The following is a 13,843-nucleotide window of genomic DNA, read 5'->3' on the forward strand; positions in this document are numbered from 1 at the left end:
TTTTATGAAAAAAAAGTACTACGCCCTGCTTGCAGCAACCTTGGGAGCGGTGACGTTCGGTTCAGCATTCGCGGCGGCGCCAACAGCCAGCATAAAATTGTCCGGCACGTTATCTCCCCCCAATTGCACGGTGGTGATGGCCGACGATGGTGAATTTGGCATTGGCAAGATATCGCCGACATTAATCAAGCCAGACAAGGTCGCCGTTCTCGATCCTGTAGAAAAGGAATTGGTAGTGACATGTGACGCAAGCACATATTTGACGTTCTCGGTGATAGATAACGAGAAATCGTCATCGGCTTTGTCCCATAAGAGTGCTTTTGGCGAGGGCTTCGTTAATGGCTCCGGGAAGCTGGGGTACTACCAGGTTTTGATGTCCGATGCAAAGGTGAGCTTGAGTAGTGGAAGTCCAGAAATACCTGCTCGTGCTTTCATGGCGACAGCGGGCGCTATCACTCCAGGCGACAGAATTTATCTGTCAGGCGACGCAGGTGATGTCACAGGCTGGGCCGACGCCAGTAAGAACGAGATGATTGCGGCCCAGTTGTTCAAGGCAAAGTTCACCCTGACGCCTACCCTTGCATCAGCGAAAGATATGAAAGGTGCGATAACCGACGATGCTGCGATAGCAGGATCACTGACTCTGAATTTCAAGTTCGGTTTGTGAGGCCTGATCTTGTGATGGATCTGAAACAACTCAAACGGTCGCCTGAGTCAGGAGTCATGTCGATGCAGTTATGATCCTATTGAGCTGGCACAAAACAAAAGGGCGCGTGGCTAACGCGCCCTTTTGTTACTGTTTCTGCATAACTGCCTGGTGCCTGAAATGGCATCGCCGGATGGCAAAGTCGTACCAGGACCACTGTGCGTCAACCGTCACCTGTCACTGTTTCAAGCCTTTCCGTGGAACAGTTCGCGCCCGATCAGCATGCGGCGAATTTCATTGGTGCCTGCACCGATTTCATAAAGCTTGGCATCGCGCAGCAGGCGTCCAGCCGGGAACTCATTGATATAGCCGTTGCCGCCCAGCGCCTGGATGGCTTCCAGGGCCACCTTGACTGCATTTTGTGAGGCATTCAGCAGGCAGGCTGCCGGATCGATACGGGATTTCAGGCCCGCATCGAATTGCTGCGCCACCATATAGGCGAAGCCGCGCGAGGATTGCAGCGCGGTATACATGTCGGCGATCTTTGCCTGCATGACCCCGAAGGTGCCGATCGGAGCGTTGAACTGCTTACGTTCGCGTACATAGGGTAACGCCAGGTCTACTGCCGCCTGCATCAATCCGATGGGGCCGCCCGAAAGCACCAGGCGCTCCGTATCGAGTCCGCTCATCAGCACGCGTACGCCTTCGTTGACCTCGCCGACGATATTCTCGGCAGGGATTTCGCAATCCTCGAATACCAGCTCGCAGGTGTTGGAGCCGCGCATGCCCAGCTTGTCCAGTTTCTGTGCCGTGCTGAAACCCTTCATGCCTTTTTCGACAATGAAGGCAGTCATGCAACGGCTACCAGCCACGCGCGGTGCGGTGCGCATGTATACCAGTAGCACGTCGGCATCCGGACCGTTGGTGATCCACATCTTCGAGCCGTTGGCAACCCAGACGTCGCCCTTCAATTCGGCCTTGCAAGTCATCGACCCGACGACGTCCGAACCGGCTCCCGGTTCGCTCATGGCCAGGGCGCCGACGTATTCGCCCGAGCAGAGCTTGGGAATGTACTTGCGGCGTTGAGCTTCGTTACCGTTGTGAAAGATGTTCTGCGTCGCCAGGTTGGAGTGGGCGCCGTAGGACAATCCCACCGAGCCCGATGCACGAGAGATTTCCTCCATGGCCACCATATGCGCAAGAAAGCCCATGCCAGTGCCGCCGTACTCCTCCGGGATGGTCATGCCCAGCAGGCCCATGTCGCCAAACTTCTTCCACAAGTCGGCGGGAAACAGGTTTTCGCGATCAATCAGGTCTGCGCGTGGCGCGATTTCCTTTTCGGCAAACGCGTGCACGCTCTCGCGTAACAGGTCGATATCTTCTCCAAGCGGAAACGGACGCATGGTGCAACTTCTCCATCAGTGGGCGCGAGGCCTGGCGCAAACCTCAGGATGATAGCCCGGCGCTCCCTTTTAGCCTTGGCGCACCGCGTCACGACACGGCAGTGACGAGGGGCAAACTATTGAAAATGAGAATCAATGCTATTTCTTATGTCCAGCTGAGATGGGCCCACCGGGTGGTCGGGCGCGCGGCTTGCGGCTCGATACCATTGGGTATCGCATCGATGGCATGTCCATTCCGGCTTGGGCGACGGACATCCAGGTCGAGTATTCCCAGCAGAACCAATGGCGCAAGGGCTTGCCCGGCTTCATGGCCGGCTTTTTTCGCAATCCGGCGCATGCCCCATATTGTTAGCAAGAGGCCTGCTGGCCAGCCCTTGACCAACCTTATGAGGCTACTTTTCATGGCTCGCTTGCGCGACGACGTCACAACGTATTGGCTGGCTTGACAGCGAACGTGACATCCGAGGTGCTGCCGTCACCGAATACCAGGGTCACCTTGACGTTGTCGCCGACCGCGATGGGTTTGGCGGCCTGCATCATCATGAGGTGGTAAGCGCCGGGCGACAGCGTGGCCTGGCCATGCGCGGGGATGGTCAGGCTGTCGACCATCTCCATGCGTCCCATGCCACCCTCAGTGCTGCTTTTGTGCAGCATCACGCTGGCGTAGCTGGCACTTTTGGCATCGCGCAGTTCAATCGGCTTGTCGCCATCATTGGCGAGCACCACGAAGCCACCAGCAGGCAGGTTGGCTGGCAACAAGCGGATCCATGCGTTCGAGGCATGCACGTGTTGGGCGTCGGCGGCATGCGCAAGCGCTGGAGTGACGAGCGTGGCTAGCAGCAAGGCATATGGCTTCATAAGTGTCCTGGCAGTCTGGTGAGGGCTTGTGGCCCATCCTCATCGTTTTCAGAGCGACTTCAGTCGCGAAGCGGTCTGCGATTCCATCGCAGGCCGGGGCTTGAAAATGACCCGCTCACGACCAAGCCGCCACGCCGCGCACAACACAGCCACTCAATCGCGCAAACCTCCCATCAAGCCGAGGTTCCCGGCGCGATCAGCAAATGCAGGTCGTGAACCAGATCATCTTGCGGATTGTTTGGTGTGGAAATGAGTCGTGCCTTGCCTTGTTTGTCGAAGATGTAGATTGCGGAGCTATGGCTGACCTCATAGCTGCCATCGCCTTTGTCCGGCTCGCGCGTGAAGGCGGAGCGGTAGCGCTTGCTCAGCGCTTCGATGTCGCCTGGCTTGCCACTGAGGCCCACGGCGCGGGGATCGAATGCATTCACATAGGCGTGCATGACGTCGGGAGTATCGCGCGCCGGGTCGACGGATACGAATAGTATGCGCGCCTGATCGGCCAGAGGCCCCAGGCGTTGCATCACCACGTGCAGTTGCGCCAGCGTCAACGGGCACACGTCCGGGCAATGCGTATAGCCGAAATACAGCAACACCACCTTGCCCTGGTAATCCTTGCCGGTCACCGGCTTGCCATGGTCGTCGGTCAGGCGGAAATCCAGATCCGGCATGTGGCCGGTGATCTGCGTCAGTCTCCACGGCATGTCGTCGTGATGACATGCGGCGAGTGTCACGGAGATGCATGCCAGTGCGGACAGCACAGTCAGGCGAGCGAATTGGCGCATCATGCGGACGGTTTTCATGAGAACATCGACGAATGATCGTGGTCCTGAAGCATACGACAGGGCGGCGGCTATCGCGTCACTTTCGAGGAACGGCCCTCCATGCGGCAAACTGTCTCATCATCGCTGGTCCCCGCCTGGGTGGCATGGCTACTTGGATGCGCTGGTGCGGCCGCCGTGGGCATGGGCGCCTTTGGTGCTCACGCCTTGCGCGATGTGCTGGATGCGAAAGGCATGGAGCTGTGGCATACCGCAGTGCAGTATCATTTTTGGCATACGCTGGCACTGGGACTGGCCGCTTTTCTGAGCGGTCGCCCCGCGCGCTGGGCGGCGGGGCTTTTCGGCCTCGGTATCGTGCTTTTCAGCGGTAGCCTCTATGCATTGGCCTTGGGGGCCCCGCGTTGGACTGGCGCCATTACCCCGCTGGGGGGTGTGGCGTTCATTGCCGGATGGATCGCGCTGGCCTTGGCCATGCGGCGACGCTAGACCCGGTCGATACGCGCGGCATAGCAACCGTGGCGTGCGTAATGCACGTGCAGGTAATCGATTTCAGCGTGGTCGAAAAGGCGTTCGATCAAAAATGTCAGTTGCTCGCCTTCGACTACGTCGGCAGCGCATAGCATGTGCGTGCTGTCGAAGCCGCGCACGGACAACAGGCGACGGCGCAATTGCGCCGGTATCTCGTCGATGGCGTCGAAGCGTTGTTCATCGCGACGCACGAAGATGGCATGGCTGGCGCGGTAGGGCGTACCGGCTGGCTGGTGTTCGTAGTTGACCAGAATCACCTCGTCGCCGGGCGTCGCATCGGTAAGGCTGATCCGGCAGGGAACGCCCGTCTGCGCTGTCATGCGTTGCGCGCGACGTAAGGCCAGGGCTTCTTCGGTCAGGTCGAAAAGCTCGCGGAACGGTTCGGCTGGGAGGCCGGTAAGGCGGAACGACATGGCGTGTCTCCATCACGATAGATGTCCGTAATGTCGTTGTAAGCCCGCGTCGCCGCCATCCGTTTTTTGCTCAAGCCCATAATGGCATGACGACATGCAACACAAGATCGGCGCAGAAATGCGCGATGACGGCGTGCTCGAAACCCCACCGCCAGAAGATGACACCAAAGAATATCCCGGCCACTGCATTCAGGCCGATGATGCGCAACAGGGCTAACGGCCCAAGGGGCATGCCGGCGTGGAGTGCCGCCGGTAGGTGACCGGCACCGAAGAGGAGCGCAGCTACCACAATGGCGCACAGGCAAATGATGCTTGAAGCGCGGTTGCTGTTGATGCTTGCGAAAAGCCAGACCAGCACGCCGACCAGGAACAGTCGGCATTCGATTTCTTCGACGATCCCCCCGTAGAACGATGCCAATGCACCACGCCAGGCCATGTCGGGATGGGACACATGCGCTACGGCATGCCCGGCAAAGCCGGGATGGATGCGAGCCAGGGCGCTGACCAGCAGGCCACTGGCGACACCCCATATCACGGCGGCCAGCCAGTGGCTGCGTGCTTCGGGCGTGACCGCGCGGCCTTGTACGCGTGCCAACAGCCATGGTGCGCCAAGTCGATAGGGTTTGCCTGCCGCCAAGCCAGCCCAGCCGAGCAGGAAGCATAAAATGCCTGCCTGCAACGATTGCAATAACGCAACTTCCCAGAATGGTAAAGGTAGCCTGGCCAGTGCCACCGTCATCGTGGCGTGCACGTAAGGCATCAGCAGCAACGTGGCAAAAATCGCAGCCAGACCCAGGCAAGCGGCAAGCCGAAGGTGTGCCCGCCGTTCGGGCAGGAGAGGTGGAAGCGTGTTCATCAAAACCCCGGTCAGTCGGTGTTGCCGTTGCCTTCGTCGTCGGCGACCGGTGTGACGGTGCCGGATTTGAGCCGTCCCTGCTTGCGCAACGCTTCACGCAAGACGAATTCGATCTGTGCGTTCACGCTGCGCAGATCATCGTCGGCCCAGCGCTGCATGGCGTCGAGCACGGCAGCGCTGATTCGCAGGGGATAGGCTTTTTTTTCAGTCGTCATGATTCTCTTGGACGCGTTTGCGGCGACGCGCGGCCACAAGGACAATCACGATGATAAGAAACGTGCTGGTGCCGGGAATGAGCATGGCCATGCCTTAGCTGTAGAGGGAGCCGGCGTTGACCACCGGCTGGGTGGCACGATCGCCGCAAAGCACCACCAGCAGGTTACTGACCATGGCGGCCTTGCGTTCTTCATCCAGTTCCACGACGCCTTCGATACGCAATTTGTCCAGCGCCATGCCAACCATGCCGACAGCACCTTCGACGATGCGCTCGCGCGCAGCCACGATGGCGTTGGCCTGTTGGCGCTGCAACATGGCCTGGGCAATTTCCTGGGCGTAAGCCAGGTGGCTGATCCGGGCCTCAATGACCTGCACGCCGGCTTTGTCCAGGCGTGCCTGGATCTCATCACGCAGATGCGTGTTGATGACCTCGCCATGGCTGCGCAATGCCGGCTTGCCATCGTCGTGCGCGTCGTATGGATAGTTCTGCGCCATCTGCCGCAGTGCCGATTCGCTCTGGATCAACACGAAGTTCTCATAGTCGTCCACGCAGAACACGGCCTCGGCCGTATCCACCACCTGCCAGACGACCACGCTGGCAATTTCGATGGGGTTGCCATCGCTGTCATTGACCTTGAGCTTGCCGCTTTCGAAATTGCGCACGCGCAGCGAGACGCGGCGACGGCTGTAGAACGGATTGGTCCAGCGCAGGCCTTCCTCGCGTACGGTGCCGGCGTACTTGCCGAACAACTGCATGACCTGGCCTTCGTTGGGCGCTACCTGGAAGAAGCCCTTGATGAGAAAGATTGCCGCCGCATGCAACGGCACGCCGACGAAGGCAGCGCGGATATCTTGCTCGGCGTGCAGGTACAGCAGCCCGCCGGCAATGGCGAGCACGACACAGACCACCGCAACCGGAATACCGGCGGCCGAAAACCCCTTGCGTTCGTTCATGACTACCCCTCCCGTGGACGGCAGAATTAGATATCAAAAAGATATCAGTCTGCAAGTGCCAACTTTCCCGTGGGAGAGGCGTCGAGAGGGGCCTCCTAGAGGGTCTTGCCCGCCGGTGGCGTGTCCAGGATCTCCCAGAACGGCAGGACCCGGTCGATGCGCATGGTGGCGAAGACCTGTCCGGCGTTGAAGAAATGCCAGGGGTCGCCATCGCCGGAGTCGATGGCAATATGCGAGGTATCGAAGTGACGCAGCGCTGCATCGAAGCTTTGCCAGCGATGGTTGACCCAGGCTTGTACCCAGGCATGCGGCAGGAACACCCGCGAGTTGCCCGCGTAGCGATCGGCGTAGACCATTCCGGTCACCATGCGCGCTGGAATTCCCTGGGCGCGAGCCAGCGCGGTGAGCAGGATCGCGTATTCGGTGCAGTCGCCGCGGCGCGTGCTGGCGACCTCCAGGGCCGATGCATAGCCAACATCCAGCCCATGGCCGGTGATGTAGTTGCTGACGAACATTCGCAGCCTGCGCATCTTGTCCTGGTCGGTGGTGGCGTTACCCACCGCTTGACGGGCCAACGCCTGAATCGGAGGGGCGTCAGATTGCACCCACAAATTGGGCTCCCTGTCTGCGTCGGTCGGTGGTGGCTGGCCACCTGCGGTTGCCGGGCCGATATCAACCTCCCAGTCGCCATCCGCCAGGGCGTGTACACGCTGTTCGTCAGTCTCGGCCAATGGCTGTGACGCTTGGCTGCCAGTGTGGATGATGTAACGCAGGAAATTTTCGCGCAGGTAGGGCGGTAGCGGACGTGGCGAATCGACGATGGCTGCCCGGAACATGTCCAGGTCCTGGACCGGCGCTTCGGCGCAGGTGCGGCTGCAGGCCAGCATCTCCATGTCGCGGCCTAGCATCGAGAGAACGCCCTTGCGTACTTGCCCGTCCGCAGCCAGCCAAAGGTCGATCAACTGGGTTCCTTTGGCCGTGCGCATGGTTTGCCGCTGGTGGTTGAGTAGTTCGCTTCCCTCGGGCAGGTTTACCTGCTCGTTTCCCAGCACCTCGACCTGTATCGGAACAACCTGCTGGGTAGCCTGGTCGAAGATCAGCAGATCGTAGTGTTTGCCAGTGAAGGGCGCCTGCTTGAGCATGGCCTGGCGCAGCCCTTCGGCCAGCAGCGCGCCCTGCGGCCATCGAGCGGTGGCCGACTGTTTAGCTCCTGCAACCTGGTTGACGGCGTTGAACCAGCCATGGGCATCGATGCTGCCATCGGAACTGCTGTCCATCGAAGACATCGACATGCGCGAGCTGAAGGCCAAAGGTGCACCCGTAAGGCTTTCCACGCTGCGATCGACGTTGTCCATCGGAATGCTCTTGCCGTTACGGTTGAGCATGATCGACAGCGTCTGGGTCGTGACCACCTGGTCACCGTCGACTTTTCTAGAGATCAAAAGGTGACCGATCTTGCGTCCGGACAGGCGCACGCTCATCCAGGTTTCTTCACCGGGCGCCTGGCTGGCCTGGGTGGGGGCCCAGGCTAATACGCACCACAACACCAGCACGAGCAGGGTCGTTCTACGGTACATGGTCGTGTCCTCGGGTTCGGACGGCGCTTAGTGAGCACCTGGATTGCCCCGGCGTCAACCTGCCATGCAGCGTAGAAGGTGCATGCAGGTTTCCACGCCTTGTCGCCCGACACTTACAATGGCCCATTGGACCCTTGGAGATCGCCCTCATGAAGCCTTTCGGCACCCCTCATTCCAGTCATGCCCTGCGCGTTCTGCTGCTGGGCTCTGGCGAGCTAGGCAAGGAGGTGGCGATCGAGTTGCAGCGCTATGCGGTGGAGGTCATTGCGGTCGATCGCTATGCCCATGCGCCTGCCATGCAGGTCGCTCACCGCAGCCACGTCATCGACATGCTTGACGGCGACGCACTGCGCGCCCTGATCGCCGAAGAAAAGCCCGATCTGGTGGTGCCGGAAATCGAAGCCATCCACACGCCAACCCTGGTAGAGCTCGAAGCACAGGGTCTGAAGGTGATTCCAACGGCCCGCGCCGCGCGCCTGACCATGGACCGCGAGGGCATTCGCCGGCTGGCCGCCGAGGAGCTCAAGCTTCCTACCTCGCCCTACCGCTTCTGCGACACGCTCGATGAATACCGCGATGCGGCACGCGTGCTGGGCTTTCCCTTCGTGATCAAGCCGGTGATGAGCTCCTCTGGCAAGGGCCAGAGCGTGGTCCGCCAGGCATCGGAACTGGCGGCCGCCTGGGACTATGCGCAGTCGGGAGGCCGTGCCGGCAAGGGGCGCGTGATCGTCGAGGGCTTTGTCGATTTCGATTATGAGATCACCTTGCTCACCGTGCGTCACAAGGATGGCGTGAGTTTCTGCGCGCCGATCGGCCACCGGCAGGAGGATGGCGATTATCGTGAATCCTGGCAGCCGCAGCCGATGAGCGAACTTGCCCTGGCCGACGCTCAGCGTCAGGCCGAGGCGATCACCGGCGCCTTGGGAGGCTGGGGCGTCTTTGGCGTGGAGTTCTTCGTCAAGGGAGACGCGGTGATTTTCTCCGAGGTAAGCCCGCGTCCCCATGACACCGGCCTTGTGACCCTGGTATCGCAGGAACTCTCGGAGTTCGCGCTGCATGCTCGCGCCATCCTGGGGTTACCTATTCCGGTGATCACCCAGCTTGGACCGTCTGCATCGTGCGCGGTGCTGGTGGAAGGCGATGGCCAGGGGCCTCGCTACCACGGCGTGGCCCAGGCCCTGGCCGAGCCGGATACGCAGTTGCGGATCTTCGGCAAGCCTGCGGTCAAGGGCCGCCGTCGCATGGCGGTGACGCTTGCGCGCGACACCGATGTCGAAGCCGCCAAGGCCAAGGCCATTCGTGCCGCCAGGTGCTTGCGCGTCGAGCTATGAAGCGCTGAAAGGACAGCTACACCGGCCAGATATAAGCTAGGCCGGTTCTCTGAAGCCATCGCCACGGAGCATCACCATGGGTTTTGCACACTGGATGATCGTCGTCGTCGAGACGTTCGCCGCCTTGTTCCTGCTGTTGTTGCTGGTTTTCCTCGCGGTCGTCGCCGTCGTCTGGGTCATCGATCGCAACCAGGAAGCCAATTCGGTTCTGCGCAATTTTCCGGTCATCGGGCATTTTCGCTATTGGTTCCTGCACCTGGGCGAGTTCTTTCGCCAATACCTGTATTCCAGTGATCGCGAGGAAATGCCGTTCAATCGCGCCCAGCGTACCTGGGTATATCGTGCGGCCAAGAACGTGGACAACACCAATGCCTTCGGCTCCAGTCGCGACCTTCGCGGCGAGGGCGTGCCGTTCTTCGTCAATGCGCCGTTTCCATCACTGGGTGAACAGGTGGTCGAGCCCAAGCCGGTGTTGATCGGTCCGTATACGCGAGAGCCTTACAGCCACTCCGCCTTCTTCAATATCTCGGCCATGAGCTTCGGTGCATTGTCGGCGCCCGCGGTGCGCGCGCTTTCGCACGGCGCGGCCAAGGCCGGTATCTGGATGGATACCGGCGAAGGTGGCCTGGCGCCGTATCACCTGGAAGGTGGCTGTGACATCGTCTTCGAGATCGGCACGGCCAAGTACGGTGTTCGCACACCCGACGGCAAGCTCGATGATGAAAAGCTCAAGACCGTGTGCGGCCACAAGCAGGTCAAGATGGTCAGCATCAAGCTGGGGCAAGGGGCCAAACCCGGCATGGGTGGCTTGCTGCCCGGAGCGAAGGTTACGCCGGAAATTGCCGCTATTCGCGGCATCGCCGTGGGTGAGGATTCACAGAGTCCGAACCGGCATACCGACATCGGCAATGTTTATCAATTGCTCGATTCCATCGCCCATATTCGTGATCTCACCGGCAAGCCGACCGGATTCAAGGCCGTCTTCGGTGGCGTGGAATGGATCGAGGAAATGTGCGACGAGATCGCTCGACGTGGCATCGAGAGCGCACCGGATTTCATCATCATCGACGGCTCCGAGGGCGGCACGGGAGCCGCTCCGCAGACCTTGATGGAAGGCGTTGGTCTGCCACTGCACGAATCCTTGCCTGCCGTGGTCAACGTGCTGATCGCCAAGGGCCTGCGCGAGCGCATCAAGGTGATCTGCTCGGGCAAGTGCATTACCGCGTACGACGTGGCCTGGGCGCTGTCGATGGGCGCGGATTTTGTCAACTCAGCACGAGGTTTCATGCTCGCGTTGGGCTGCATCCAGTCCTTGCAGTGCAACCGCAATACTTGTCCCACCGGCATCACCACGCAAAACACGAAGTTGCAGCGTGGCCTGGTGGTGACGGACAAGAGCGAGCGTGTTTTTCACTACGCCCGCAATGTCATGCAGGAAGTGGGCATCATCGCCCATAGCTGTGGCGTGGACGAACCGCGTGACCTCGATCGTACGCACTGTCGTGTCGTGGGAGATGATGGTCTCTCGGTGCCGCTGATCAAGCTGTTTCCGTACCCGACGGCTACGGAAAGCGTCGTCTCGCAGCCGGTCGCGGAAATGGGTTGAGCGGCTCAGGTCGGCTGTCGCGCGCGCATGCCGCGATGGCTGCGCAGCCACGCCGACACCTGCGCGCCAGGGATGGGCGGCGAGACGTGATAACCCTGCGCCTCGTCGCACGCCATGCTCAACACGCTGTCGTAGATACGTTCGGTCTCCACGCCCTCCACGACGACGCGAAAATCCATGCTTCTGGCCAGTTCCGCCACCGAACGCACGATGGCTTCGTCATGCCGGCTGGTCGTCATGCCGCGTACGAACGACTGATCGATTTTCAAGCTCGTTGCTGGCATCTGTCGTAGCGCGGCGAGGTTGCTGTAGCCGGTGCCGAAATCGTCGATGGCGATTCCGGCGCCAAGTTCGCGAATCGCCGAAAGATAACGTCGTGTCGTAGCGCTGTGCTCCATCAGCGTGCTTTCGGTGAACTCCAGCTCCACCGAGGAAAGATTCACGCCATGGCGTGTGGCCGAATGGTCCAGGCGTTCGAGCAGGCCACTACCCAGATCCGTACTCGATACGTTGACGGATAGCTTGATGTCGTGTCCTTCACCGTGCCAGACAGCCAACTGGCTCATGCTTCGATCAAGCACCCATTGGGTCAGCGTCTGCATGATGCCGGCGCGTTCGGCCAGGCCAATGAATTGGGTGGGCGGGATCAACCCCAACGTGGGATGGTGCCAGCGCAGGAGTGCTTCCACGGCAATGCAGCGCCCATGGTCGAGGTCCACGCGGGGCTGGTAGTGCAGGGTCAATTCCGATTCATCGGCCAGCGCGGCAGCCAGCTCGGTGACCAGGAAGAATTCCTGTCGCTGTTGCTCATCCTGTGCACGATCGTAGATGGACCAGCCGCGCGTATGGGATTGGGCCGCGTGCGAGGCGCTCATGACCAGGCGCAGCGGATCGCCGCCGCGTAGTTCGCGCGCATGGATCTTCAGCAGGCCTACGCCCGGTTGGATGGTCAAGGGGATGCCCAGGCAATCGAATGGTTCGCGCAGGCTTGCGACCAGCGCATCCATGCGAGACGGGTCGATCAGCATGTCGCGGTCGTGCAGCAGCGCGGCGAAGCGCGTGACACCCACTTGGTAGAGACGCACATCGTCAGGTATCCAACCTTGTACGCGTTGCGCGGCCAACCGGATCAATTCATCGGCATAGGCATGCCCCATGGCGCGGACAAACGCATTAAAGCGTTGCACGGGGGCCACGTCCACGGCCATGACCCAGGCGTGTGGCATGCCTTCACTCAATTGCACGCGCATATCCTCGAAGAAAGCATTGCGGTGCGGAAGCTGGGTGATCGGATCGGTGCGCCCCAGATAATTGCGCAGGACCACGCCCGTGCCTGCCAGTGCGGCCGCATCACGCAAGGCGCTGCGTTCGGCGTCGCCAAGTGCCAGGCGTGGCTGGAAATCCATCACGCACAGTGCCCCGATCTGTTGCCCGGTGAGCGTAAACACAGGTTCGCTGGCAAAGAAACGAATCGGTTCGTGTGCGTGACTCAGGTGCAGCGACTTGTCTTCGAAGCGCATGTCCAGGTGCGTGTCGAGGATCCACTGCGGCGTAGCGCGATGGGCGGTCTCTGCATAGAACGGATGCTGTGATCGCCCGACATCGCGGCTGCTGGAATCGTGGCCGCTGGTATAGGCATAGGTTTCGCCGCCATGCAGCACCAGCGACACCAACGGTACGTTCAGTGAGCGTGCCGCCAGCCGCACTACCGCATCGAATCCGGGCACTGCAAAGCCCCCCGTCGGTGGGGTCCGTGCGGTCGGTGGAGCGGTCGCGGAGGGGGCCAGTTCATGCCCACCCGCCTGCGGCCCCGGGTCGGAACCCGTGGACGAATGCATCGCTATGAACCCCTGTGCCAGCAAGGCGAAAACGCCGGATCAGACTACTCGCACCACGTGGTCGGTAGCAATCGCAATCGGGCGCTATTTCTTGCGCCGCAATGGCGGCCCAGCGCGTTTCAGGGCATCGGCGCCCAGCCTTGCGGGCCGCGTATCTGCGAGGGACGAAAACGGCGCTTGTAATCCATCTTGGGGTGGCCTTCGATCCAGAAGCCCAGGTAGACCCACGGTATGCCACGGCGTTGTGCCAGTTGCACCTGCTGCAGGATAGCGAAGGTACCGAGGCTACGCGCGTGCTCATCAGGGTCGAAGAACGTATAGACCGCCGAAACGCCGTTGACGCACACATCGGTGACGGCAACGCCGACCAGGCGTCCGGCCAGGCGCAGTTCCAGGAACAGGGTGGGACTCCAGGGGGCGGTCAGGAACCGACGAAAATCGCTGGCATCGGCTTCGTCCATGCCGCCGCCGGGATGCCGTTGGCGCAGATAGCGCTCGTACAGCGCGTGCCGCTCGGCGTTGTACCCGGCCATCGACTCGTGGACAGTGATGTCCGCGTTACGCTTGAGGCAACGCTTTTGCGAACGATCCGCGGCGAAATGCTCCACGTCGATGCGGCAAGGGGTGCAGGCACGGCAACTGCCGCAATGAGGCAGGTATAAATGTCCGCCGGCACGGCGAAAACCGCGTTCGAGGGCTGCGCCATAGAGTTGGTCGAGTTGGGGTGCCGCTGGGTCGATGACCAGGTTCTGCGCCGTGCGCTCGGCAAAATAGCCGCAGGTGTGCGGCAGGGTCTGGAACAGGCGGACATTATCGGAGCGCATGGCCCGATTCTATG

At 60.9% G+C, this 13,843-nt stretch carries 14 protein-coding genes; 4 read left to right on the top strand and 10 right to left on the bottom strand.

Features of this window, described 5'->3' with window-relative positions; translation table 11 throughout:
- Positions 1-4: 4 nt before the first annotated feature.
- Positions 5-667 (top strand): hypothetical protein, encoded by a 663-nt coding sequence (locus tag VF436_RS16365; RefSeq protein WP_330905097.1) that lies wholly within the window; start codon positions 5-7, stop codon positions 665-667.
- Between the two features lie 224 nt (positions 668-891).
- Here VF436_RS16365 and VF436_RS16370 read toward each other — a convergent pair whose 3' ends face one another.
- From VF436_RS16370 to VF436_RS16380, 3 genes are all read right to left on the bottom strand, one after another.
- Complete coding sequence (locus tag VF436_RS16370; RefSeq protein ID WP_330905098.1) at positions 892-2,049, bottom strand: isovaleryl-CoA dehydrogenase; 1,158 nt, start codon at positions 2,047-2,049, stop codon at positions 892-894.
- Positions 2,050-2,472: 423 nt separating this feature from the next.
- Complete coding sequence (locus VF436_RS16375) at positions 2,473-2,907, bottom strand: copper chaperone PCu(A)C (RefSeq protein ID WP_330905099.1); 435 nt, start codon at positions 2,905-2,907, stop codon at positions 2,473-2,475.
- 173 nt (positions 2,908-3,080) lie between these two features.
- Positions 3,081-3,692, bottom strand: a complete 612-nt coding sequence (locus tag VF436_RS16380) for an SCO family protein (protein ID WP_330905123.1) — start codon at positions 3,690-3,692, stop codon at positions 3,081-3,083.
- A gap of 96 nt (positions 3,693-3,788) precedes the next feature.
- Here VF436_RS16380 and VF436_RS16385 point away from each other — a divergent pair, with 96 nt between their 5' ends.
- Positions 3,789-4,172: a DUF423 domain-containing protein gene (locus VF436_RS16385; RefSeq protein WP_343215408.1), complete on the top strand. Its 384-nt coding sequence runs from the start codon at positions 3,789-3,791 to the stop codon at positions 4,170-4,172.
- Here VF436_RS16385 and VF436_RS16390 read toward each other — a convergent pair.
- From VF436_RS16390 to VF436_RS16410, 5 genes are all read right to left on the bottom strand, one after another.
- Entirely contained in the window at positions 4,169-4,627 is a 459-nt protein-coding gene (locus tag VF436_RS16390; protein WP_330905100.1) for a DUF1203 domain-containing protein, read from the bottom strand. The two genes, VF436_RS16385 and VF436_RS16390, sit on opposite strands and share 4 nt — an antisense overlap.
- 70 nt (positions 4,628-4,697) lie before the next feature.
- Positions 4,698-5,483, bottom strand: coding sequence for a type II CAAX prenyl endopeptidase Rce1 family protein (locus VF436_RS16395; RefSeq protein ID WP_330905101.1), 786 nt, complete (start codon positions 5,481-5,483; stop codon positions 4,698-4,700).
- 11 nt (positions 5,484-5,494) lie between these two features.
- On the bottom strand, positions 5,495-5,698 hold the full coding sequence (locus VF436_RS16400; RefSeq protein ID WP_330905102.1) for an Arc family DNA binding domain-containing protein: 204 nt from the start codon (positions 5,696-5,698) through the stop codon (positions 5,495-5,497).
- Positions 5,699-5,792: 94 nt separating this feature from the next.
- Positions 5,793-6,653 (bottom strand): SPFH domain-containing protein, encoded by an 861-nt coding sequence (locus VF436_RS16405; protein WP_330905103.1) that lies wholly within the window; start codon positions 6,651-6,653, stop codon positions 5,793-5,795.
- 95 nt (positions 6,654-6,748) lie between these two features.
- Positions 6,749-8,230, bottom strand: coding sequence for a transglutaminase-like domain-containing protein (locus VF436_RS16410; RefSeq protein ID WP_330905104.1), 1,482 nt, complete (start codon positions 8,228-8,230; stop codon positions 6,749-6,751).
- 149 nt (positions 8,231-8,379) lie between these two features.
- Here VF436_RS16410 and purT point away from each other — a divergent pair, with 149 nt between their 5' ends.
- Positions 8,380-9,561, top strand: coding sequence for a formate-dependent phosphoribosylglycinamide formyltransferase (purT, locus tag VF436_RS16415; RefSeq protein WP_330905105.1), 1,182 nt, complete (start codon positions 8,380-8,382; stop codon positions 9,559-9,561).
- Between the two features lie 76 nt (positions 9,562-9,637).
- Positions 9,638-11,167, top strand: coding sequence for an FMN-binding glutamate synthase family protein (locus VF436_RS16420; RefSeq protein ID WP_330905106.1), 1,530 nt, complete (start codon positions 9,638-9,640; stop codon positions 11,165-11,167).
- Between the two features lie 5 nt (positions 11,168-11,172).
- On the opposite strand, the gene VF436_RS16425 is transcribed toward VF436_RS16420, so the two are convergent.
- Both VF436_RS16425 and VF436_RS16430 read right to left on the bottom strand, forming a co-directional pair.
- Complete coding sequence (locus tag VF436_RS16425) at positions 11,173-12,894, bottom strand: sensor domain-containing phosphodiesterase (protein ID WP_330905107.1); 1,722 nt, start codon at positions 12,892-12,894, stop codon at positions 11,173-11,175.
- 230 nt (positions 12,895-13,124) lie between these two features.
- Positions 13,125-13,829: an arginyltransferase gene (locus VF436_RS16430; protein ID WP_330905108.1), complete on the bottom strand. Its 705-nt coding sequence runs from the start codon at positions 13,827-13,829 to the stop codon at positions 13,125-13,127.
- Positions 13,830-13,843 lie beyond the last annotated feature (14 nt).

It is taken from the genome of Dyella sp., assembly GCF_036384435.1.
Classification (GTDB): Bacteria; Pseudomonadota; Gammaproteobacteria; order Xanthomonadales; family Rhodanobacteraceae; genus GSA-30.